This is a genomic window from Rhodococcus sp. 114MFTsu3.1, from assembly GCF_000383555.1.
GTDB classification, from domain to species: domain Bacteria; phylum Actinomycetota; class Actinomycetes; order Mycobacteriales; family Mycobacteriaceae; genus Rhodococcoides; species Rhodococcoides fascians_E.
Genome location: NZ_KB911553.1, coordinates 74,106 through 94,069, shown reverse-complemented (window position 1 = coordinate 94,069; position 19,964 = coordinate 74,106). Strand labels below are relative to the sequence as shown.

Sequence of the window (19,964 nt, the reverse complement as noted above, 5' to 3'; positions counted from 1 at the left end):
CCCTTCGTCGTAGCGGGTCGGATCACGAGCAACGATCCCGATCTCGTTGCTTGTGATCGATCACCGAATTACGCTACGCACCGAGGCTGTGCAGAGCAACCAAGATCACCTTGATTCATCAGTGTGATCCAAGCAATAGGGACAATTCACAGCGTCGGTCCGCTTCGGTAGGAGTTGAATCTACCCGTACGTGTCTCGCGGCCCGCGGCCCTTGATGTGGCGGTCGCCCTTACGCCAACTCTTGGTCGTGGGTCCGTGGATCTTCAAGGACTTCACGACGCCGTGTCCCACTGCCGCGGCGATCTTGGCCAGAATCTGCGCTTGCATCAAGCGCAGCTGCGTCGCCCACGCCGTGGACTCGGCGGTGACGCTCAGAACACCGTCCTCGAGTTTCGTCGGCGTCGCGTGGGACGCGATGTCCTCCCCGACCACCGCGGGCCACCGCCCGAGCACCGTACCTTCCGCCACCTTGTCCGACCATCCGCGTTTCTGCGCGATCGACCCGGCGAGCGAACCCAGAGTCTGCGGGTCACGGTCGTCGGGACCTGCACCAGACCATCCGCGCTTACGTCGACCTCGAAGTGCGCGGACGCCACCCTTCGGCGAAGAACGCCCCTGCCCGACGGATTTGCCGCTCGCCTTCGCGGCAGCTCGCGCGTCCTCGAGGGCACGGCGCGCCAAGTCGACGCCCTTGAGCTCGTCCGTTCCTTCGCCTGATTCTTCGTTCACGTCTCATACTCCTTCGGTGGAGTCGACGGTGGCGTCGATCGGGGTTATCGTCGAGATTCGTTCCGAACTATGTTGCACTGCTTCGACTTTCCACCGACGAGCATCGATCTCCGGCGGAATGTCCTCCGCGACGGCGGCGGTGATCAACACTTGCTCCGCCTCGGCCGCGACGGCGGCCAGGGCACTGCGACGCTTGCGGTCGAGCTCGGCGAAGACGTCGTCGAGCATCAACACCGGGTCGGTACCCTCCGCCCGTAACAACCGAAAGGACGCCAGCCGCAACGACAAGGCGTACGACCACGATTCACCATGGCTGGCAAACCCTTTCGCGGGCTGATCACCGAGCATCAACTCGAGGTCGTCTCGGTGTGGTCCCACCAGACAGACTCCGCGCTCGATCTCGCGTTGACGCATCTCGTTCAGCCGATGGAGAAACGCAGCTTCGAGCACATCGACGTCGTCGGGCTCCGGTACACGGGCTACATCCGCGAACTCCGGCGGCAGTACGTCCCCCAGACTGCTTCTGTATGTCACTGCGGCAGGGCGTGATTCAGGCGCAATGGATGCGTAGGACTCGGCCACCAACGGTTCGAGTTCGTGAACCAAGCCGATGCGCGCGGCCAGCAACTGGGCACCGTGCGCCGCGAGATGACCGTCCCACACGTCGAGCGTGGCGAGCGCGCTGGCACCGTCGGTCGACCGTGAGCCACGACGCAATGCCCCACCCGCGGTCTTCAGCAACGCCGACCGTTGCCGAAGCACCTTGTCGTAATCTGCTCGCACACCAGCCATTCGAGGCCTACGGGTGGTCAGCAACTCGTCCAGATAGCGACGTCGATCCCCTGGATCTCCCCGCACGAGGGACAGGTCCTCCGGAGCGAAGAGCACGCTGTGCAGAACGCCCAGTATCTCCCGCGGTCGGCGCACCGGGGAGCGATTCATCCTGGCCTTGTTGGCTTTTCCCTCGAGCAACTCGATGTCGATGGTCAGTTCTCGACCGAGGTTGACCACCGAGGCACTGGCGAACGCACGCTGTGCACCCGCGCGGATCATCGGAGCATCGGAGGACACCCGGTGCGACGACAGCGTCGACAGATAGCCGAGCGACTCGAGCAGGTTCGTCTTGCCGTGACCGTTGGGACCGACGAACACCGTCGAACCCGGCTCGAGTTCGACGGTGACGTCGTCCCAGGACCTGAAGTCCCGCACGGTGAAAGAGCGAACGAACAAGATCTATTTCTTGGGATCGGGTGCGCGAAGAGTTTCTTCGGTCGACGCACGTTTGACGGCGTGACCACCGAACTGATTGCGCAGCGCGGACACGGCTTTCATCGCCGGTGAATCGTCCTGGCGGGATGCGAATCGAGCGAACAGGGCCGCAGAGATGACCGGTGCCGGAACCGCGTGCCGAATCGCTTCTTCGACCGTCCACCTTCCTTCGCCGGAATCCTCTGTGTAACCGGAGATTTCAGCGAACTCGGGGTCCTCGGCCAGCGCCTGAACCAGCAGGTCGAGCAGCCACGACCGGACAACGGTGCCCTTGCTCCACGCACGAAGAACACCATGAGTGTCCTGCACGAGTTCCTCGGCCTCGAGCAGCTCGTACCCCTCGGCGTACGCCTGCATCAGCCCGTACTCGATGCCGTTGTGCACCATCTTCGAGTAGTGGCCGGCACCGACAGGGCCCGCATGGACGAAACCGTCGGCCCGCTCACCTTCCGGACGAAGCGCGTCGAAGATCGGCTGAGCGCGTGCGACATCGTCTTCCGATCCTCCGACCATCAGGCCGTAGCCGTTCTCGAGGCCCCAGACTCCGCCGGACACGCCTGCGTCGATGTAGCCGATGCCCTTCTTCGCCAGCAGTTCCGCGTTGGGTCCATCGTCGGTGAAGCGCGAGTTACCACCGTCGATGACGAGGTCGCCCTCCTCGAGGGCATCCGCGAGCCCGACGATGGTGTTTCGGGTGATCTCGCCCGACGGGACCATCACCCAGACGATGCGCGGCGCGGTGAGCGCCTGCGCCAGACCCTCGAGCGACGGGGTATCCGTGACCTCGGGCCGCGGGTCGTAACCGATGACTTCGTGGCCGTGCGAGCGCAACCGCTCGCGCATGTTGAAGCCCATCTTTCCGAGGCCGACCAGTCCCAGCTGCATGCGAAGTGTCCTTTGCGTCGAAGATGCTGCCGATGATGAGGGCGTCCACCGACGTCCTCGCGGGTGGTACCCGATCAGCCGGGAAGGCGCACCGGCATCAGCAGATACGTGTAGGCGCTCTGCGGTGCCGCGAACTTACCCGAGGAATCCGGTACCAGTTCATCATCCGTCGTCGGCCGGAGAACCGCAGGCCTACTGGGAGTCGTGAATCCGAATGTGACCTTCTCGCTGTGCAGCGACGACAACCCGTCGATCAGATAGCCGGGGTTGAACGCGATGGTCAGCGGCTCACCCTGGAAGTCGGCGAGCAGTGCCTCCTCGGCCCGACCGGCATCGTCACCACCGGCCGACAGCAGGACGCCTTCGGAGGAGAACTCGAGGCGAACCTGCGCACCACGCTCGGCGACGAGCGCCACACGCTTGATCGCTTCGACGAGAGGTGCGATCTCCACGACGGCAACCGCCGTGTGCTCGGGTGGCAACAGCTGTCGGAACTTCGGGAAGTCGGCATCGAGGAGGCGCGTCGTCGTCCGACGACCTCCGCTGATGATGCCGAGGAGGCCGTCGGCGCCGATCGACGATCCGGACCCCAGAGCGAGCTCCACCGGCGAACTTGCGTTGCCCGTCAACGTCTTTGCCGATTCCGACAACGTACGGGCCGGGATCAGGACCTCGGTCTTGGTCTCTCCGCCGACGGGCAGCCACTCGAGCTCGCGGACTGCGAGCCGGAAGCGGTCGGTCGCCGCGAGGACGACCGTCGTGCCGTGAATTTCGACGCGGATACCGGTGAGCATCGGCAACGTGTCGTCCTTGCCTGCGGCGACAGCAACCTGCGCGATTGCCTCGGAGAACACATCCACTGCGATCGACCCGGTCTGCGTCGGCAGCTCGGGCAACTGGGGGTAGTCCTCGACGGGCATCGTCGGAAGCGAGAATTTCGCGCTTCCGCAGTTGATGAGCACCCGGGTGCCGTCGACACTGACGTCGACGGGCTTGTTGGGAAGCGACTTCGTGATGTCGGCGAGCAACTTGCCGGACACCAGGACGCGACCGGACGTCGCCACCTCCGCAGAGACGCGGACCTGAGCCGAGACTTCGTAGTCGAAACCGGAGACGGTCAGACCTTGGTCGTCCGCGGCGAGCAGTACACCACCCAGCACTGGTACCGGCGGCCTGGACGGCAGGCTACGAGCAACCCAGGCAACGGAATCGGAAAAATCTTCGCGAGCAACGCGAAACTTCAGACTTCCAAGCTCCATCGCTCGGTTTTTCCTCTCGTTCGGCAGCGGATCGTCTCGAAGGGGTCTTCGTCGAGCATCGGGTGAGCTCGTTTACCGGTGCGTCAAAGAGTCTGACACAGGCTGCGGTGATGAACACCGTATGCCCTTCGTGACCAACTTGAAAGCGGAACGTCCCGACGGCGAGCGCCGACGGAGACCCTTGAGCGACCCTGTGAACGGATTGGTCCACAACACCTGTTTTAGAAGAGATTCCTTCGAAGAGAAAATCTTCTTATTAATAGGTCCTGTGGAATCTGTGCACACACACCATGCGGCGCTGGTCGTCAGGCGTGGTGTCGTGGGGATGAACTCTGAACCAATCGGTGGCCAACTCGGGACCGCCTGTGGACGAAATTCGGCGGTGCACAGGCCCTCACAGTTCATCCCCAGAAGTCCTCCACTATCCACATGGTTATCCACAGGTGTGAATCAATGGAGTGAAGTACGAAAAAAACTCCTCGGTACCGACTCGAGGGTTGTTTCCGGAGGTCGAAACATGACCTGGAACACACCACATCCCTCGAGTCACGACGTGAAACGGCGCGAGCCCCGTACCTCCGGGTGACTCGCGCCGTGATCGTTCCTCGAGGGGTGTCCGAGCGGTGTCGCTAGCGCTTCGAGCGCTGCTTGATCCGAGCGGTGTCGCTAGCGCTTCGAGCGCTGCTTGATCCGAGCGGTGAGCTCCTGGACCTGGTCGTATACCTTGCGACGCTCGGTCATTTCCTTGCGGATCTTCTTGTCGGCGTACATGACGGTCGTGTGGTCGCGGCCGAAGGTCTGGCCGATCTTGGGCAGCGACAGATCCGTCAGTTCCCGGCAGAGATACATGGCGATCTGCCTGGCCATGGCCAGGGCGCGGGCCTTGCCGGGGCCACACAGGTCGTCGATGGTGGTGTTGAAGTACTCGGCCGTGACCGCCATGATCGTTGCCGCGTTGATCTCGAGGCTCGTCGAATCCGGCATCAGATCCCGGAGTACGACCTCGGCCAGCGTCAGATCCAGTGCTTGTCCGTTCAGCGAGGCGAAGGCTGTGACGCGAATCAGCGCACCTTCGAGCTCACGGATGTTGCGTTCGATTCGACTGGCGATCAGCTCGAGGACGTCGTGGGGAACGTCCAGGCGATCCATTCTCGCTTTTTTGCTGAGGATCGCGATCCGAGTTTCGAGCTCGGGCGGCTGGACGTCGGTGATCAGACCCCATTCGAATCGCGTACGCAGGCGCTCCTCGAGGGTGGCCAACTGTTTGGGTGGCCGATCGGAGGACACGACGATCTGCTTGTTCGCATTGTGGAGGGTGTTGAAGGTGTGGAAGAACTCTTCCTGGATACCTTCCTTGCCCTCGATGAACTGGATGTCGTCGACCAGCAGCACGTCGGTTTCGCGGTAGCGACGCTTGAAGGCGACCTTGCGGTCGTCACGAAGCGAGTTGATGAAGTCGTTCGTGAATTCCTCGGTCGAGACGTACTTCACGCGCATGCCGGGGAAAAGTCTCTGTGCGTAGTGCCCGGCGGCATGCAACAGGTGAGTCTTGCCCAGACCCGACGCGCCCCACACGAACAAAGGGTTGTAGGCGCGGGCCGGAGCTTCGGCGATCGCGACGGCGGCCGCGTGAGCGAACCGGTTGGAAGCACCGATGACGAAGGTGTCGAAGGTGTACTTCGCGTTGAGACTTCCCGCACCCGGGGTGGTGGTCGTCGTCTCCGGCGGCTTGGTGAAGTAGGTCGGCCACGAGTTCTGCACACTCGCGAGCGCTTCTCGCTCGTCGTCGACTTCCTCGTAGTCCGCGGTCTCCGAGTCCGACGGCTCGTCGTCGGAGCTGGTGAGGAAGCGGCGCCGATACGTCGGAGAGCTCGGAGTCTCGGGATAGCCGGTCCGTTCGGGCTCGGGCTTCTCGTCCTCGGGAGCGGAGATTCTGACGCCGAGGCCTTCGACTCCCTGGCCGAGATGACGGCCGAGTGCGTGCAGAATCGGCTCACGTAGGTCGCGTTCGATCGCTTCCTGCGCGAAGGACGACGGCACCGCGAGCAGCGCGAACCCCTGGGTCAGAGTGAGCGGCTCGACCAGAGCGAGCCATGCCTTCTGACCTTTGGTCAGCGGTTGACCACTGTGCCTGTCGGACGTCAACTCCGTGACAACCTCTGGCCAGACGCGCGCCAGCGCACCCGGATCGTCGCTCACGGCGCCTCCTACTAGACCAAACCGAACTGTGCAGATTTCAGCGAAACGAAGATCGCCGAAGCGGTCATGCGGCGCTTCGTCGTCGACTAGCGTCACCGACGGCGAACGGATGCCGGCGAGTTTGAAGACGGACATTGCGCGCGCCGGGTACGAATATGCCACCTGCGGGCTGTTTCCACACAATTATCCACAGGTGTGGATGAACGACACCGGTGTTACCCCCGAACGTCGAAATCCGTCGGAAAACGGCCACTCATGGTCTCTGAGCTGCAATGTTGCGTTCGACGAAATTCTCGAGCTACGGAAGAATCCTGTCGACGGCGTCGCCGGCACGCGACCGAGCGGTTATTCACACACCTCTGTCCCCACCCTTGTGGATGAATTACACCGATGTAGTCTTCTGGGAGACGAATTGCTCGGGTCGTTCCTGCAGGCTCCACTCCGGTGCTTGCGTCGTTCCTCCGGGCTCCCCACCCGGTTGGGTGAGTTTGACCCGTCCGCGCTCCATCAGTACTCTCGAACAGTCACCCGAAGCGAGGTGACCGATGCTTGCTGGGTGTTTACAGTTCGGTGGTCGGCCTTCTCGCTGTGGGATGTAATTCGAGTTCGACCGAACTCGGTACTACCGCCAGTAGGCGCCTGGAGTGGGCGCCGAAAATTTTCGAGGAGTGTTGACCGTGGCCAAGGGCAAGCGGACGTTCCAGCCGAACAACCGACGCCGCGCGCGCGTTCACGGCTTCCGTCTTCGTATGCGTACGCGTGCAGGTCGTGCAATCGTTTCTGCGCGTCGCGGCAAGGGCCGCAAGGAACTCACCGCCTAAATCATTGTTCGTCTGAGTTACGGAGCTCGGGGTGTTACCTGAGCCGAACAGACTGCACCGCAGCGCGGATTTCTCGCGTGCCGTGCGTCGAGGCCGTCGAATGGGAAGACAAGACGTGGTTGTTCACGCGTTCGCGCGAGACGACGCACGTTCGGTCTTCTCTGTCGGCTCCCCCAGATTCGGACTGATCGTGAGCAAGGCAGTCGGGCCGGCGGTAACTCGTCATCGAGTTGCGCGCCGGCTTCGGCATATCTGCGCTCAGCTCGTGGTGGATGTGCCGCCGAGCACCGACGTGGTGATCAGAGCTCTACCAGGAGCTTCGGTGCTGACGTCGAAAGAACTGCATCGTCAGGTCCGGTCCGGACTGAAGAAGATGGGCTACCTGGATGCATCCGGCCCCACTGCGTCGAAAGATGCATCGTAAATGAGCTTCCTCCCTCTCGTTCGTTCGCTCCCGGTGCGAACACTTGTCTTCTCGATCGAGCTGTACCGCAATTACGTGTCTCCGCTTCGGCTGCCGACCTGCAGGTTCACCCCCACCTGCAGTGAGTACGCCGTCGACGCGTTGAAGACCCACGGTGCAATCAAAGGCTTGATCCTCGCTTGCGCACGCTTGCTCAAATGCGCCCCCTGGCACTCTGGAGGTTGGGATCCGGTGCCCGAGCGCGGTTCGTGGCGACACCGAACCAGCAGCGACGCAACACAGACTTCGACCGAAGACATCCACTCGTTCGTAGGAGTGGACGAACAGAGGAGTACATAGACCCGTGCTCGATTTCATCTACTATCCGGTCTCCTGGATTCTCTGGGTATGGCACAAGGTGTTCGGCGCCGTTCTCGGCGACGACAACGGCTTCGCCTGGGCGCTGTCCGTGGTGTTCCTGGTGTTCACGCTTCGCTTGATTCTGTACAAACCCTTCGTCAAGCAGGTGCGTACGACTCGGCAGATGCAGGAGTTGCAGCCGCAGATCAAGGCCCTGCAGAAGAAGTACGGCAAAGACAAGCAGCGCATGGCCGTCGAAATGCAGAAGCTGCAGAAGGAGCACGGCTTCAACCCGATCATGGGTTGTCTCCCGGTCCTTGCGCAGGCGCCCGTCTTCATCGGCCTGTTCCATGTGCTTCGGTCGTTCAACCGAACCGGCACCGGATTCGGTCAGCTCGGTCTGAGCGCACAAGAGACTCGATCGCTTCCGAACTACGCGTTCAACGTCGACGACGTCAACTCGTTCCTGGACGCCCGCTTGTTCGGCGCTCCGATCTCGGCCTTCATCACGATGCCGCAGGATCAGCTCGACGCCTACGCCAACCCAGACCTCGGTCTCGGGATCCCGGCTGTGTGGACGATCGTCGCAGTGTCGGTGCCGCTGATGATCATTGCGGCTGTCGCGACACACCTGAACTCGCGTGCGTCGGTCGCGCGTCAGAGTGAGGCTGCAGCGGCCAACCCGCAGTCCGCGATCATGAACAAGCTCGCGCTGTACGTCTTCCCCCTCGGCGTCCTGGCGTTCGGTGCGTTCCTGCCCATCGCCATCCTGCTCTACTGGGTGAGTAACAACGCGTGGACCTACGGTCAGCAGCACCTCGTGTTCGGCAAGATCGACAAAGAGGAAGCAGCGAAGAAGCAGGTTGCCCTCGAGAAGCGATCGGAGAACGCGCCGAAGCCCGGAGTGAAGCCCGTCAGCAAGCCCAAGCCCGGTGCACGTCCGAAGCTTTCGAAATTGGCTCCCGACGATGTTCAGGCAAGCGAACAGGTCGAGGACAGCGACGCGGATTCGACCGGCAGTTCCTCCGGCGCCGCGAAGCCCAAGCCGCGACCACAGGCCAACCGAAGCAAGTCCAAGCGCAAGCGTCGCTGACGCGGGGATACCGAGGATCAAGAGATGTCTGCAGATACCGATCAAGAAACGAACACGGACAACGCGGTGAGCGCTGGGGATGGAGCGAGTGAGGTCGTGGTGGTCGACACCGAGCAGTCGGACAAAGAACCTGTAGTTGCCGAACCCGAGAATGTCGATGCCGCACAGGTCGACGACGAGGACGTCGACGACGAGGATTCGGAAGACTACCTCGTCGAAGAAGGCGAGATCGCCGGCGACTACCTCGAGCAGTTGCTCGACGTTCTCGACTTCGACGGCGACATCGATCTGGACGTCGAGGGCGATCGCGCGGTTGTGAGCATCGACGGTGGCTCCGATCTGTCGAAGCTCGTCGGACGCAAGGGCGAGGTCCTCGACGCGTTGCAGGAACTGACTCGTCTTGCGGTTCAGCAGTCGACGGGCGAGCGCAGCAAACTGATGCTCGATGTCGCCGGTTGGCGCGCCAACCGACGCAGTGAACTGAGCACCTTGGGTGTGGAAGCGGCACGTCGTGTTCTGGAAAGTGGAGAACGCGAGGAGCTCACGCCGATGACTCCCTTCGAGCGGAAGATCGTGCACGACGCCGTCGCGAAGATCGACGGCGTGGACAGCGAGAGTACGGGCGTCGAGCCGTCCCGACGAGTGGTCGTCGTGAAGGCGTAGTCACCGACGTAGATCCCGTCGAGTCGAGTCTCTCGACGAAGATGTCAGCTCGAACCGAAAGCCCCCGGCAATCAGCCGGGGGCTTTCGTGTGTCAGGACTAGGTCGAATTGCATCGATGTTATTCGTGGACCGGTTCGCACTTACATGTGTTTTCCGGTGCAGTCCAGTGTGGCCGTGAAACGTCACTGTGACAGTTTCCTACGCACGTCGTGTCGGACAGCTCGATCATCGATATAGCGTCGACGCCGATGCGCGGAGTGGGTGTGTTTCACGTGAAACTGGGAGCCGCCTCGGTCGGTTCGACGCATCGGATCGGTTATCGATGGACTGACCGTGTCGGAATCTCAGCGAGGTTGGATCCAGACTTCGGTGATTGGCGGCGGTTTGGTGCCGGGTATAGCGGAGCCGGATCACGGCGACCCTAGCGAGGGCGTCGACTCTTCGGTGACCATTCGGCGCCGCGCCGATATCGAAAGTCGGAACGGGTCGTCGTTCGGACGGCCTGTTTCACGTGAAACCCGATGGGCGTGCCGACGGGATTCGGGTTTGGGGTCGGAGACGTACGCGGCCGTAGGTGTCGGTGGGTCGTGGTCCGTCGTCGGATCGTCTCCCACTCCCCCGGCTGTAGGCGGTGTTGGTTGTGAGATCCGAGACCGCCGGAGTCACGTCGTCACCGTGTTTCACGTGAAACTTGGGTGAGTGGTGGAGGTGCGAATAATTTATGGTTCGAAATCATCATTGTTCGAGAGGATCAGTCGAGCGTCGCCCGATCGTCTCTGTCCACTCAGGGTCCGGTTCGCAGGATCCGACCGATGGAGCCGTACTGGGTCACGTCTGACAGCCGACTGCTGATGTTGCATTGATGGTCGCATCGGCTCGGTAGCGCATTGTTGCGAATGCGAGAAGGAGACTCGACGGCGAACCGCGGATTCCCCGGCGTCGGAACGAACGGTCGGCCACACAACCCCATACGCGATGATCGGAGAATCGACGGTGGGAGTCCGATTGCGAGACATCGGGGCCGGCGGGTATGCGAGGAGTGCGCCCGGTGGTGAAGTGATCCGGCGGCCTTATGTATCGAACGAAGGTCGAAGAAGAGAGTTCGGTGTCTACGTGGCGGGATTTGTTTGTAAGGGTCCGCCCGATGACAAGAGGCCGGTTCGGTTCGGAACCAGGCACCGGCTGGAACCGGCCGCGGACTCTCGGGGGGCGGTGTGGTGCTGATGCACGATCGAGTCTGGAACGGTCGGTCCGGCCGTGACGCGTTGGTTCCGCGAAGAAGGCCGGATTCGCAGTCGAGGGTTATCGCACAAAGGGGTGTGCGCGATGGACGTGGTCGAGTGGGTAGAGACTAAACACCGAGTTGGGAATGCCCAAGCCCGATTGCGCCTGTTTCACGTGAAACCAGGATGCGGCTTTGCGACCCGATGGGCGGGTCAGTGCAGCCATGTAAGTCGTGTCGTGACGGACCCGAAGTCGGTAGCTCACTGTAGACCGGCGGTATCGAGTCTGGTCGGTCGCGATCTGTAGATGACCACACCGGAGCCGACCCTGTTGCCTTGTTCCACGTGAAACGTCAAAACGGGCGTGGCTACGATCCCACAGGTGCCGGATCGTCGCGGATGCGCAACGAGTTTCAAGACAGGCGAACTCCCCCGTCAATGTTCGTACACGACCGCTGCCAACTTCCTTGAGCTCATCGACGGCCTCCGGAAACCGTCGCAGTGAGCCCGCCGGGGCGCCTGAGCGATATGAAGTTGGAGTGCGTCCGTCCACTGCGAGCGAACCGGTCACTGAACGGTGACGAGTGGGTCCGAACCAAGCCGGGTCGAAGGCGTCCAGGAATGATTGCCGAACTGTCAAGCACTGTGTGTCCGTCCAGCGGGGCGGTGGTCGAATCTCCAGAGTTCGGCTCCGAGGCAGCCATGCCGCTGCAGGCGTCTCTTGTCGGCGGCCGACATCCACGGGGTCACATCCGGTCGGGTGGAACTGTTTCACGTGAAACTCCACCGATCGTACGAATTTGGGTGATTTCCGAGCCAATACGCCTCGAGGGTTTGGTGAAGCGACCCCCTACACGGGAGGATGGAGGACGTGCAACCAGAGCCGCTTGATGACGACAAAGTATTGGCCATCGCCGAGCGCGTGTTCGGTCCGCGGCTCGATCTGGCACAGCAGTATCACGAGTCGTTGGCGACGCTCGGTGTCGAGCGAGGGCTGATCGGTCCGCGCGAAGTTCCTCGGTTGTGGGAGCGGCACATCTTGAATTGCGCCGTAGTCGGTGAACTGATCGACGAGGGCGAGCGTGTGGTGGACATTGGAAGCGGAGCGGGGTTGCCCGGTATCCCTCTCGCGATTGCGCGTCCCGATCTCCACGTGACACTCGTCGAGCCGCTTCTTCGACGCACCGTCTATCTCGCCGAATTCATCGAGGGCGCCGGGCTGGATGTGTTGGTGGTCCGGGGCCGCGCCGAGCAGCCGGGCGTGAAGAAGGAAGCAGGTGGGGCCGACGTCGTCACCTCTCGCGCCGTTGCCCCGCTCGAGAAGCTCGCCAAATGGTCTCTCCCACTGATCCATGAACGCGGGCGGATGCTCGCCCTCAAGGGAAGTAGCGCCGAAGAGGAAATCGAGCGCGATCGCTCTTCCCTTGGTCGCATGGGTGCTGGCAAGCTGGAGGTCGTCAAGTGTGGCGTGGACATTGTTCCGACGCCGACGATCGTGGTTCGTGCCGAACGAGTCCCCCGTCGCTTTCCGCGTTCATGACACTGCACTTGGCTTCGAGTCAGGTCCCTCAATCCACGTAGTTCAATCCGTTCCGCATTAAGGAGCACATATGTCGGGTGGATCCGATCCCACTGTTTCACGTGAAACAGAAGGCAACGTTTCACGTGAAACAGAATCATCTGCGCCCAGTTCACGAAGTTCTCGGAATGGCGCAGGATCGAAAGCGACGGACGGATCTGGTTTCGGCGCGTACAGCAGTATCTCTCCCGACGACACTCCTATCGGTGCGGCGGCGCACAGAGCGAGTCAGGTACTGCACCCGGGCAGCGTCACGCTCCCCAAGCCCGACAAGCGACGGATGTTGACGATCGCCAACCAGAAGGGTGGCGTCGGTAAGACGACGACGGCCGTCAACCTGGCTGCTGCGCTCGCGATTCAAGGGCTGACTGTTCTGGTTGTCGATCTCGACCCTCAGGGCAACGCCAGCACCGCTCTGGGCGTCGAGCATCATTCCGGGGTGCCCTCGAGCTACGAGGTTCTGATCGGTGAGGTCAGCGCCCGCGAAGCCATCCAACAGAGCCCCCACAGCGAGCGCCTGTACTGCATTCCGGCGACGATCGACCTCGCCGGTGCGGAGATCGAACTGGTCTCCATGGTGGCCCGTGAGGGACGCCTGAAGACGGCACTGGCGGACCTCGACTCCATCGACGCGGACTTCGTCCTGATCGACTGCCCGCCCTCGCTCGGACTGCTGACCGTCAACGCGCTGGTCGCGGCGACGGAAGTACTGATCCCGATCCAGTGCGAGTATTACGCCCTCGAGGGTGTGGGTCAGTTGCTCCGCAACATCGAGTTGGTTCAGGCACATCTCAACCCCGCTCTGCACGTGTCCACCGTGATCCTGACGATGTACGACGGTCGTACGAAGCTCGCGGATCAGGTCGCCGAAGAGGTTCGGAAACACTTCGGAGATGCGGTCCTCCGCGCGGTGATTCCGCGCAGTGTGAAGGTCTCCGAGGCGCCTGGCTATGGAATGACCGTCTTGGATTACGACCCCGGCTCGCGCGGCGCGATGAGCTATTTGGACGCGGGTAGAGAACTGGCAGCGCGGTCCGCCGGCGCAGCAACCGACGGAACGCAGGAGCACTAGGAACCATGAGTCAGACACGTAAAGGCGGTTTGGGCCGCGGACTGGCCGCACTGATTCCCACCGGACCCGACGCAGGACCAAGGCTCGGCAACGCAGCCGCGGACGTCGTCATCGGTAAGGACAACTCGGCCACACGGGCCAAGCCGAAGCCGGCTGCCGCGGGATCGGCCGAAGAGGTGGCGTCGGCGCCCACCCCGACACCGCCGGTACGGAGTTCCGACGAGGACCTCTCCCCCGCGGGCGCGGTGTACCGCGAGATTCCTCCGGGGCTGATTCAGCCGAACCCGAAGCAGCCGCGCAGCGTCTTCGACGACGAGGCGCTCGCCGAGCTGGTTCACTCGATCCGTGAATTCGGGTTGATGCAACCGATCGTCGTACGCACGCTCGAAGGCGGCAAGTACGAGCTCGTGATGGGCGAGCGTCGGTGGCGCGCGAGCCAGGAAGCGGGACTGGATTCCATCCCGGCGATCGTTCGAGAGACCGCGGATGACGCGATGTTGCGCGACGCCCTGCTCGAGAACATTCACCGAGTTCAACTCAATCCACTCGAGGAGGCCGCGGCGTATCAGCAACTCCTCGAGGAATTCGACGTCACTCACGAGGAACTGGCGGCCAAGATCGGCCGATCTCGGCCGGTTGTCACCAACATGATTCGTCTTCTCAAGCTGCCGATCGCGGTGCAACGACGCGTCGCAGCGGGTGTTCTGTCCGCCGGCCATGCGCGTGCGTTGCTGTCGCTCGACGCTGGGTCCGACGCTCAGGAGGCTCTCGCGGCACGGATCGTTGCGGAAGGCATGTCCGTCCGAGCAACGGAGGAAGCGGTCACTCTCGCAAATCGGGAGGACAGTTCGGGTCCCAATCCGGCTCCGCGGCGGAAGCCGATTCAGATGCCGGGGCTCCAGGATGTCGCGGATCGTCTCTCCGATTCGTTCGACACCCGAGTCACGGTGAGCCTCGGCAAGAAGAAAGGCAAGATTGTGGTCGAGTTCGGCTCGGTCGATGATCTTCAGCGCATCGTCGAGATGATGGAAAATCAGAAGAAGAAGTAGCCGCGAAAATTCAGGTACAGACACACACGGTCATTACGTCACGGTGACGTAAGTGCTGGAAGATCGGACGAAGATGTATGTCGAGAACGTGAAAAGTACTGCAGTGCAGAACTTTACAGCGAACACGTCGATTCGAGGTGTGACCGGACGAGTTCAGTCGGCTCAGCGCCCGCTACATGAGGCGCGACGGGCAGATCGATCGCATATTCTTGACGTGCGTGCCCGATGTTCTGTGCGGGACGCCGAAAGTTCTAGGGCTTGGAAGCTGAGGTAAGCAGTGTCGCCGCTCGTCACGGGAGTCACGTTGGACTCCTTCGATCGACTACCGACCCATACACGGCGATGCCGCTTCTGGGTACTCGATCCAGCTACCGACAAAGCAGATGGCGGTGCCGTAGATCTCGAGCTCGAGAACGAAGCATGGTTGTCGATGATCATGCTCGAGTGGGGATCCTGCGGACAACTGCTCACACTCGACGGCGCGACAGCGGGCTGTGCCCTGTATGCCCCTCCGAGTGCTGTCCCCCGAGCAGCGCAATTCCCGACGTCGCCGGTGAGTGCCGACGCCGTACTGTTGACGACCCTCCGAACCGAATCCGATGTCGACAGCGAAGGAAACTCGGCAGCGCTGATTCAAGCTGTCGTCGCAGATCTGGTCAACCGCGGCGTACGGGCACTCGAGGCATTCGGCCTACGACGCACAGACGACGACGAGGTGCAGGGGCCGAGAGCATCGGCGTCGTTGGTGTGCACGGAGGCCACGTGCATGATCGACGCGGACTTCCTCGAAAAAGCAGGGTTCGAAGTTGTTGCGCCTCATCACCGTTACCCTCGCCTTCGCCTCGAGCTCGACCGTGACCACGGTTGGAAGGAAGACGTCGAATCGGCGCTCGAGCAGCTCCTCATCGCAGCGAGCCTGACAATGGTGGAAATCGAGCACAAAACGCCCGTCGGAGTGCGCTGACACACCCGCCGACATTCGCCTGTCGGCGGGTGTCTCAGCGCCTGTCGGCGGGTGTGTCAGCGCCTGTCGGCTGCGGCCAGTTCTTCGGCCAGGAGTTCCGCGAACGTGAAGGTGCCCGTCGGCTGATCGTCCTGACCGAGAAGGTAGAGACGCTTGACTGCGATCAGGATTGCTTCGGCGATGATGTCGCGTGAGCGAGGATCGCCGAGGACGGCTACGTCTGCCGAGTTGGTGAGGTAGCCGAGGTCCACCTGAACGGTGGGCATGTTGGTGAGCCGCAACAGATCCCACGTTCGGCCGTGGCTACGGCAATCGAGAAGCGGTGTGCGGGCGACGATTTCGCGCTGGATGTAGCCGGTGAGGACCTGGCCGATGAGCGAGGTGGAGCCGTGCGAGTTGCCGAAGTGGAAGCTCGCGACACCATTGGCGGCGGTGCTGGAACTCGACGCACATCGGAGCGAGATCATCAGGTCGGCGTTGAAGGCGTTGGAAGTCTCGGCACGTTCGGCCACACTGGGATTGGTGCCGCGCGCCCTCGAGAGGAACGTCTCCATACCGGTTGCCGCCATGCGGCCCTCGAGTCGGCTTGCCACGTCCCACAGAATTTCGGCTTCGGAGATTCGGCCGTACAAGCCGTCGACGATCAGACCGGTATCCGCTCCGCCGAGATCGGGGTCGATGACGATGCGCTTGCCGGTCAGCTGTGGCCCGGACTGCCGTACCAATTCTTCTTCACTGATGGCATGCGGGGATCCACCCGTGACGCGAGCACCCAGCAACTCGAGGGAACGCAGTGTGGCGGGCCCGCAGATGCCGTCGGGAGACAGTCCGATTTCACGCTGGAACGAGGAGAGACCCTCGTGTGTCTTGGGGCCGAAGTAGCCGTCGACACGTTCGCTGTAGAAGCCCAGATCTTGCAGACGAGTCTGGAGGGTGGCGACGTCGTCGCCGTACAGCGGCGCGGACAACTGGTAGATCAAAGTGCGAGCGCCGAGCCGGTAGGACGCTTCCTTGAGAGACCGGTACGTGGCGGGCCCGACGATGCCGTCGACCAGTAGACCGCGGTGTTGCTGGAATGCACGGACGGCGCCATCGAGGGACGAATCGAAGTCCGAGGTGGGTGCACTCCAGTGCAGCGCGTCGTCGGTGGTGGGCGACGCGGTGTCCAGCAGGAATCCGAGAGAAACCAGCGTGCTCCGTACCTCTGCGACGGCGGGACCGCTGTCGCCGTGACCGAGTCGGTGCATACCCAAGACCTCCTGCTGAAGAACGCTGATCGTCGGCCGCGTCGCGTTCCGGAGGAACCGTGACCACCGGTGGCTACGACGCCGACGAACAACAGTCGATGTGCCGACACTGCGTCGGCACATCAGACGATTGTCGCAGAAAGTAGCCGACGGACCGCAATCCACGCCCGGGTGGACCCGGACGAGCGACCTTGCGCAGTCGGGCGTGGATGAGGTACGACCGTGTACCTGCTACAGAACGGCGTCGAGGTCCTTGAGCAGTGCTGCCTTGCCCTTGGCGCCGACGATCTGCTTCACGGGCTTGCCACCCTGGAAGAGGATGAGCGTCGGGATGGACATGACCTTGAAATCGCGTGCGGCCTGGGGGTTGGCGTCGATGTCCAGCTTCGCGATGGTGAGCTTGTCGGAGTGCTCGGCGGCGATCTCCTCAAGGACCGGGGCGACCATCTTGCACGGTCCGCACCATGTCGCCCAGAAGTCGACGAGGACCGGCTTTTCGCTGGTCAGCACGTCGTCGACGAACGACGCATCGGTGATGGTCACGGTCTTCTTGTCATCGGACATATTCGGTGTGCTCCTGAGGGTTGGTACGAAAGATGAAGCAGGGTCGATCAGGCGGAAACAGCGTCGACCGGCTGGTCAGCGTGTTCGAGCGTATTGCTGGTGATGTCACCCTGCTCCGCGAGCCAACGCTCGGCATCGATCGAGGCGGTGCATCCGGTACCGGCTGCGGTGATGGCCTGCTGGTACACGTGGTCGACGAGATCTCCGGCGGCGAAAACGCCGGGCAGCGACGTTGCCGACGACGGCGAGGCGACCTTGACGTAGCCCTCGTCGTCCAGGTCCACCTGGCCTTTGACGAGTTCGCTGCGGGGATCGTGGCCGATCGCGACGAACAAACCTGTGACGTCGAGGGTGCTGGTCTCGCCAGTGCGGGCGTCTTCGATGATCAGGCCGGTGACGGACGTGTCACCGAGGACTTCGTTGACCTTGGTGTCGGTGAGGAAGCGGATCTTGTCGTTCTTCTTCGCACGTTCGAGCATGATGCGTGACGCACGGAATTCGCTGCGGCGATGGACGATCGTGACACTGCGCGCGAACCGAGTGAGGAATGTCGCCTCCTCCATCGCGGAGTCCCCGCCGCCGATGACGGCGATGTCCTGGTCGCGGAAGAAGAAGCCGTCGCAGGTGGCGCAGGCGCTGACGCCGCGGCCGAGCAATTTCTCTTCCCCGGGAATGCCCAGGTAGCGGGCTGCTGCGCCCATCGCGAGGATGACGGCACGTGCCTGGTAGGTCTCACCGTTCGCGGACACGGTCTTGATGTCGCCGGTCAGGTCGAGTTCTTCGACGTCCTCGGTGCGGATGTCGGCTCCGAAGCGCTTGGCCTGCTCGCGCATCTGCTCCATGAGGTCCGGTCCCATGATTCCTTCCCGGAAACCGGGAAAGTTCTCCACCTCGGTGGTGGTCATCAATGCGCCACCGAACTGAGTGCCCTCGAACAGCAGTGGCTCGAGCTCGGCCCGGGCTGCGTAGACACCAGCGGTGTAGCCGGCCGGTCCCGAGCCGACGATGATGAGGTCGTGAACCTTGGGCGTAGTCATGCGGACCTTCCGATAGATGTTCGGGTAGCAATCGCGTGAAGCAAGTGAACTTCAGACGTGTGTGACAACACCAGGGTAAGGGGTGTTGTTCCCGCTCGTATCGGGCCAGTCACTCGATGTCGCGTCGAACCAACGTGGCCGGATTGTTCGCCCCGCAGTCCGGTCCGACCGCCAACAGCACCATGCCGTCGGCAGCCGAGGCGGTCGCGATCACCAGCATCACTCCCGGCTTGCCGTCGAGTTCCACGGGCGCAGATCCGAGCACCGTGCTGTTCGAGCGAAAGCCGTTGGCGATCAGGCATTCGCGAAGGTTGCCCGCGTCGGTGACCTCGTTTCGCCCCCGCGTCGCCATGACGTCGAAGGCGAGGGAGCTGTCCAGATCGTCGGAGCTCAGCACCAACGTAGGTGCATCCGCTCGAAGATCATCCGCGTACCCGCCGTCGGTGACGCCCGATTTGTCCGACGTCGCCACCACCACCGCTGCCGCGACCACCGTCACCAACACGACCGACGCTGCGATCCCGGCCGCCAGGACGGTGCGTGACATACGACGACGCGACGCGAGTGGAACCGGCGCCCGGTTCTGGGTCGAGGAGTCCGTCGGAGCCTGAACCGGGGGTGCGGCGGACAGTGCGCGATCGATACGTTCCGCGACCTCGGGAGGCATCGGCTCGCCCGAGGCCAGCTCACGGCCTGCGGTAGCCAACCGCCCGGTGACGGCGTCGAGTGCGTCGAGAATCCGGGCCGCATCGGGGTCCTGTCGGACGCGTGGCCACAGTTGCGCACTCACTGCATCCGGAAGAACGCCTGCATGGAGATCGGCCAGGAGATCCGGCGAGTACGGAGGCTCCAGGAGACCGGCGTCGGATGAAGTCATGCCGATCTCCTTCCACGCATGATTCGGTCCTACACACTGTAAGACGCACCGACCTGGTTATCGGTTCCCCTCCTCGCGGAGAAAGTCGAGAAGCCCCGCGAGCTTCAATCTGCCGCGCGCACATCGGCTCTTGACGGTGCCCGTCGGAACACCGAGGATCCGGGCCGCGTCGGACACCGAGTATCCCTCCATGTCCACCGCCACGACCGCCGCACGTTGCTCCGGGGCCAACTCCATCAGTGCGTTGTGCACCTCGATCGACGTTTCGACCGCGGACATTTGATCGCGGACGTCCGGCAGTTCCGCGGAGTCACCCTCGGGCAGCGGAACCGTCGGCCTCGAGCGATTGCGTCGGATGCGATCGAGGCAGGCGTTGACGACGATCTTGTGGAGCCAACTACGTACGGCCGCATCCGCTCGGAACGACGCTGCGGTCCGATGCGCGGACAGCAGAGCTTCCTGCAAGGCGTCGGCGGCGTCCTCGGTGGTGTAGCTGGTTCGCCGCGCCGTCATCCACAGATGCTCGTGGTGTCGATGCACGAGCGTCGTGAACGCCCGCTCGTCGCCTGCAACGTGCGCAGCCAACAACTCCACGTCGGAACGCCCACTCAGAACATCCCCGACGCCGCTTAGATCTGCACTCCCCATACGAAAACGGCTCCCCCCGTGT

19 protein-coding genes are annotated in these 19,964 nt (G+C 62.7%); 9 read left to right on the top strand and 10 right to left on the bottom strand.

Translation table 11 applies throughout. From position 1 onward, the window contains the following. Positions 1–180: 180 nt before the first annotated feature. From H292_RS0117685 to dnaA, 5 genes are all read right to left on the bottom strand, one after another. The gene (locus H292_RS0117685; protein ID WP_019665053.1) at positions 181–729 is read right to left on the bottom strand and encodes a DUF721 family protein; all 549 of its coding nucleotides are present in this window, start codon (positions 727–729) and stop codon (positions 181–183) included. Between the two features lie 3 nt (positions 730–732). Beyond that, positions 733–1,959: a DNA replication/repair protein RecF gene (recF, locus tag H292_RS0117680; protein WP_026347783.1), complete on the bottom strand. Its 1,227-nt coding sequence runs from the start codon at positions 1,957–1,959 to the stop codon at positions 733–735. 3 nt (positions 1,960–1,962) lie between these two features. Continuing rightward, on the bottom strand, positions 1,963–2,958 hold the full coding sequence (gnd, locus tag H292_RS0117675) for a phosphogluconate dehydrogenase (NAD(+)-dependent, decarboxylating) (RefSeq protein ID WP_371828588.1): 996 nt from the start codon (positions 2,956–2,958) through the stop codon (positions 1,963–1,965). Next, on the bottom strand, positions 2,958–4,142 hold the full coding sequence (gene dnaN, locus H292_RS0117670) for a DNA polymerase III subunit beta (protein WP_026347784.1): 1,185 nt from the start codon (positions 4,140–4,142) through the stop codon (positions 2,958–2,960). Before dnaN ends, gnd begins: the two co-directional genes overlap by 1 nt. Before the next feature lie 666 nt (positions 4,143–4,808). Beyond that, positions 4,809–6,341 carry a chromosomal replication initiator protein DnaA gene (gene dnaA, locus H292_RS0117665; protein ID WP_026347785.1) on the bottom strand — a complete coding sequence of 511 codons (1,533 nt, stop codon included), beginning with the start codon at positions 6,339–6,341 and terminating at the stop codon, positions 4,809–4,811. 677 nt (positions 6,342–7,018) lie between these two features. Here dnaA and rpmH point away from each other — a divergent pair. The 9 genes from rpmH to H292_RS0117620 all read left to right on the top strand — a co-directional run bounded on the left by rpmH (position 7,019) and on the right by H292_RS0117620 (position 15,569). Continuing rightward, positions 7,019–7,162: a 50S ribosomal protein L34 gene (rpmH, locus tag H292_RS0117660; protein ID WP_026347786.1), complete on the top strand. Its 144-nt coding sequence runs from the start codon at positions 7,019–7,021 to the stop codon at positions 7,160–7,162. A gap of 31 nt (positions 7,163–7,193) precedes the next feature. Beyond that, a complete protein-coding gene (rnpA, locus tag H292_RS0117655; RefSeq protein ID WP_026347787.1) occupies positions 7,194–7,586 on the top strand; it encodes a ribonuclease P protein component in 393 nt (130 codons plus the stop codon). Then, on the top strand, positions 7,587–7,925 hold the full coding sequence (yidD, locus tag H292_RS0117650) for a membrane protein insertion efficiency factor YidD (protein WP_019665060.1): 339 nt from the start codon (positions 7,587–7,589) through the stop codon (positions 7,923–7,925). 4 nt (positions 7,926–7,929) lie between these two features. Beyond that, a complete protein-coding gene (gene yidC / locus H292_RS0117645) occupies positions 7,930–9,018 on the top strand; it encodes a membrane protein insertase YidC (protein WP_020112250.1) in 1,089 nt (362 codons plus the stop codon). Between the two features lie 24 nt (positions 9,019–9,042). Next, positions 9,043–9,681, top strand: coding sequence for a Jag family protein (locus H292_RS0117640; RefSeq protein ID WP_020112249.1), 639 nt, complete (start codon positions 9,043–9,045; stop codon positions 9,679–9,681). 2,086 nt (positions 9,682–11,767) lie between these two features. Further along, complete coding sequence (rsmG, locus tag H292_RS0117635; RefSeq protein WP_019665065.1) at positions 11,768–12,445, top strand: 16S rRNA (guanine(527)-N(7))-methyltransferase RsmG; 678 nt, start codon at positions 11,768–11,770, stop codon at positions 12,443–12,445. A 70-nt stretch (positions 12,446–12,515) separates the two neighbouring features. After that, complete coding sequence (locus H292_RS0117630; RefSeq protein WP_027498896.1) at positions 12,516–13,556, top strand: ParA family protein; 1,041 nt, start codon at positions 12,516–12,518, stop codon at positions 13,554–13,556. Positions 13,557–13,561: 5 nt separating this feature from the next. Further along, on the top strand, positions 13,562–14,605 hold the full coding sequence (locus H292_RS0117625) for a ParB/RepB/Spo0J family partition protein (protein WP_019665067.1): 1,044 nt from the start codon (positions 13,562–13,564) through the stop codon (positions 14,603–14,605). A 277-nt stretch (positions 14,606–14,882) separates the two neighbouring features. Then, complete coding sequence (locus tag H292_RS0117620; RefSeq protein ID WP_019665068.1) at positions 14,883–15,569, top strand: hypothetical protein; 687 nt, start codon at positions 14,883–14,885, stop codon at positions 15,567–15,569. A 56-nt stretch (positions 15,570–15,625) separates the two neighbouring features. Here the strand turns inward: H292_RS0117620 and H292_RS0117615 are convergent, their stop codons facing one another. The 5 genes from H292_RS0117615 to sigM form a co-directional block, all read right to left on the bottom strand. Further along, positions 15,626–16,816 (bottom strand): N-acetylmuramoyl-L-alanine amidase, encoded by a 1,191-nt coding sequence (locus tag H292_RS0117615; protein ID WP_019665069.1) that lies wholly within the window; start codon positions 16,814–16,816, stop codon positions 15,626–15,628. 231 nt (positions 16,817–17,047) lie between these two features. Next, positions 17,048–17,380, bottom strand: a complete 333-nt coding sequence (gene trxA, locus H292_RS0117610) for a thioredoxin (protein ID WP_019665070.1) — start codon at positions 17,378–17,380, stop codon at positions 17,048–17,050. Positions 17,381–17,427: 47 nt separating this feature from the next. Beyond that, the gene (trxB, locus tag H292_RS0117605; protein ID WP_019665071.1) at positions 17,428–18,417 is read right to left on the bottom strand and encodes a thioredoxin-disulfide reductase; all 990 of its coding nucleotides are present in this window, start codon (positions 18,415–18,417) and stop codon (positions 17,428–17,430) included. A gap of 109 nt (positions 18,418–18,526) precedes the next feature. Then, positions 18,527–19,294, bottom strand: coding sequence for a hypothetical protein (locus tag H292_RS0117600; protein WP_020112247.1), 768 nt, complete (start codon positions 19,292–19,294; stop codon positions 18,527–18,529). Between the two features lie 57 nt (positions 19,295–19,351). Further along, positions 19,352–19,942 (bottom strand): RNA polymerase sigma factor SigM, encoded by a 591-nt coding sequence (gene sigM / locus H292_RS0117595; protein WP_051104895.1) that lies wholly within the window; start codon positions 19,940–19,942, stop codon positions 19,352–19,354. Between the last annotated feature and the right edge of the window lie 22 nt (positions 19,943–19,964).

Bases quoted from the DNA above. Each gene is read 5' to 3' on its own strand.
- dnaN (WP_026347784.1), bottom strand. From the start codon at position 4,142: ATGGAGCTTGGAAGTCTGAAGTTTCGCGTTGCTCGCGAAGATTTTTCC.
- yidD (WP_019665060.1), top strand. From the start codon at position 7,587: ATGAGCTTCCTCCCTCTCGTTCGTTCGCTCCCGGTGCGAACACTTGTC.
- H292_RS0117640 (WP_020112249.1), top strand. From the start codon at position 9,043: ATGTCTGCAGATACCGATCAAGAAACGAACACGGACAACGCGGTGAGC.
- rsmG (WP_019665065.1), top strand. From the start codon at position 11,768: ATGGAGGACGTGCAACCAGAGCCGCTTGATGACGACAAAGTATTGGCC.
- H292_RS0117630 (WP_027498896.1), top strand. From the start codon at position 12,516: ATGTCGGGTGGATCCGATCCCACTGTTTCACGTGAAACAGAAGGCAAC.
- H292_RS0117625 (WP_019665067.1), top strand. From the start codon at position 13,562: ATGAGTCAGACACGTAAAGGCGGTTTGGGCCGCGGACTGGCCGCACTG.
- H292_RS0117615 (WP_019665069.1), bottom strand. From the start codon at position 16,816: ATGCACCGACTCGGTCACGGCGACAGCGGTCCCGCCGTCGCAGAGGTA.
- trxA (WP_019665070.1), bottom strand. From the start codon at position 17,380: ATGTCCGATGACAAGAAGACCGTGACCATCACCGATGCGTCGTTCGTC.
- trxB (WP_019665071.1), bottom strand. From the start codon at position 18,417: ATGACTACGCCCAAGGTTCACGACCTCATCATCGTCGGCTCGGGACCG.
- H292_RS0117600 (WP_020112247.1), bottom strand. From the start codon at position 19,294: ATGACTTCATCCGACGCCGGTCTCCTGGAGCCTCCGTACTCGCCGGAT.
- sigM (WP_051104895.1), bottom strand. From the start codon at position 19,942: ATGGGGAGTGCAGATCTAAGCGGCGTCGGGGATGTTCTGAGTGGGCGT.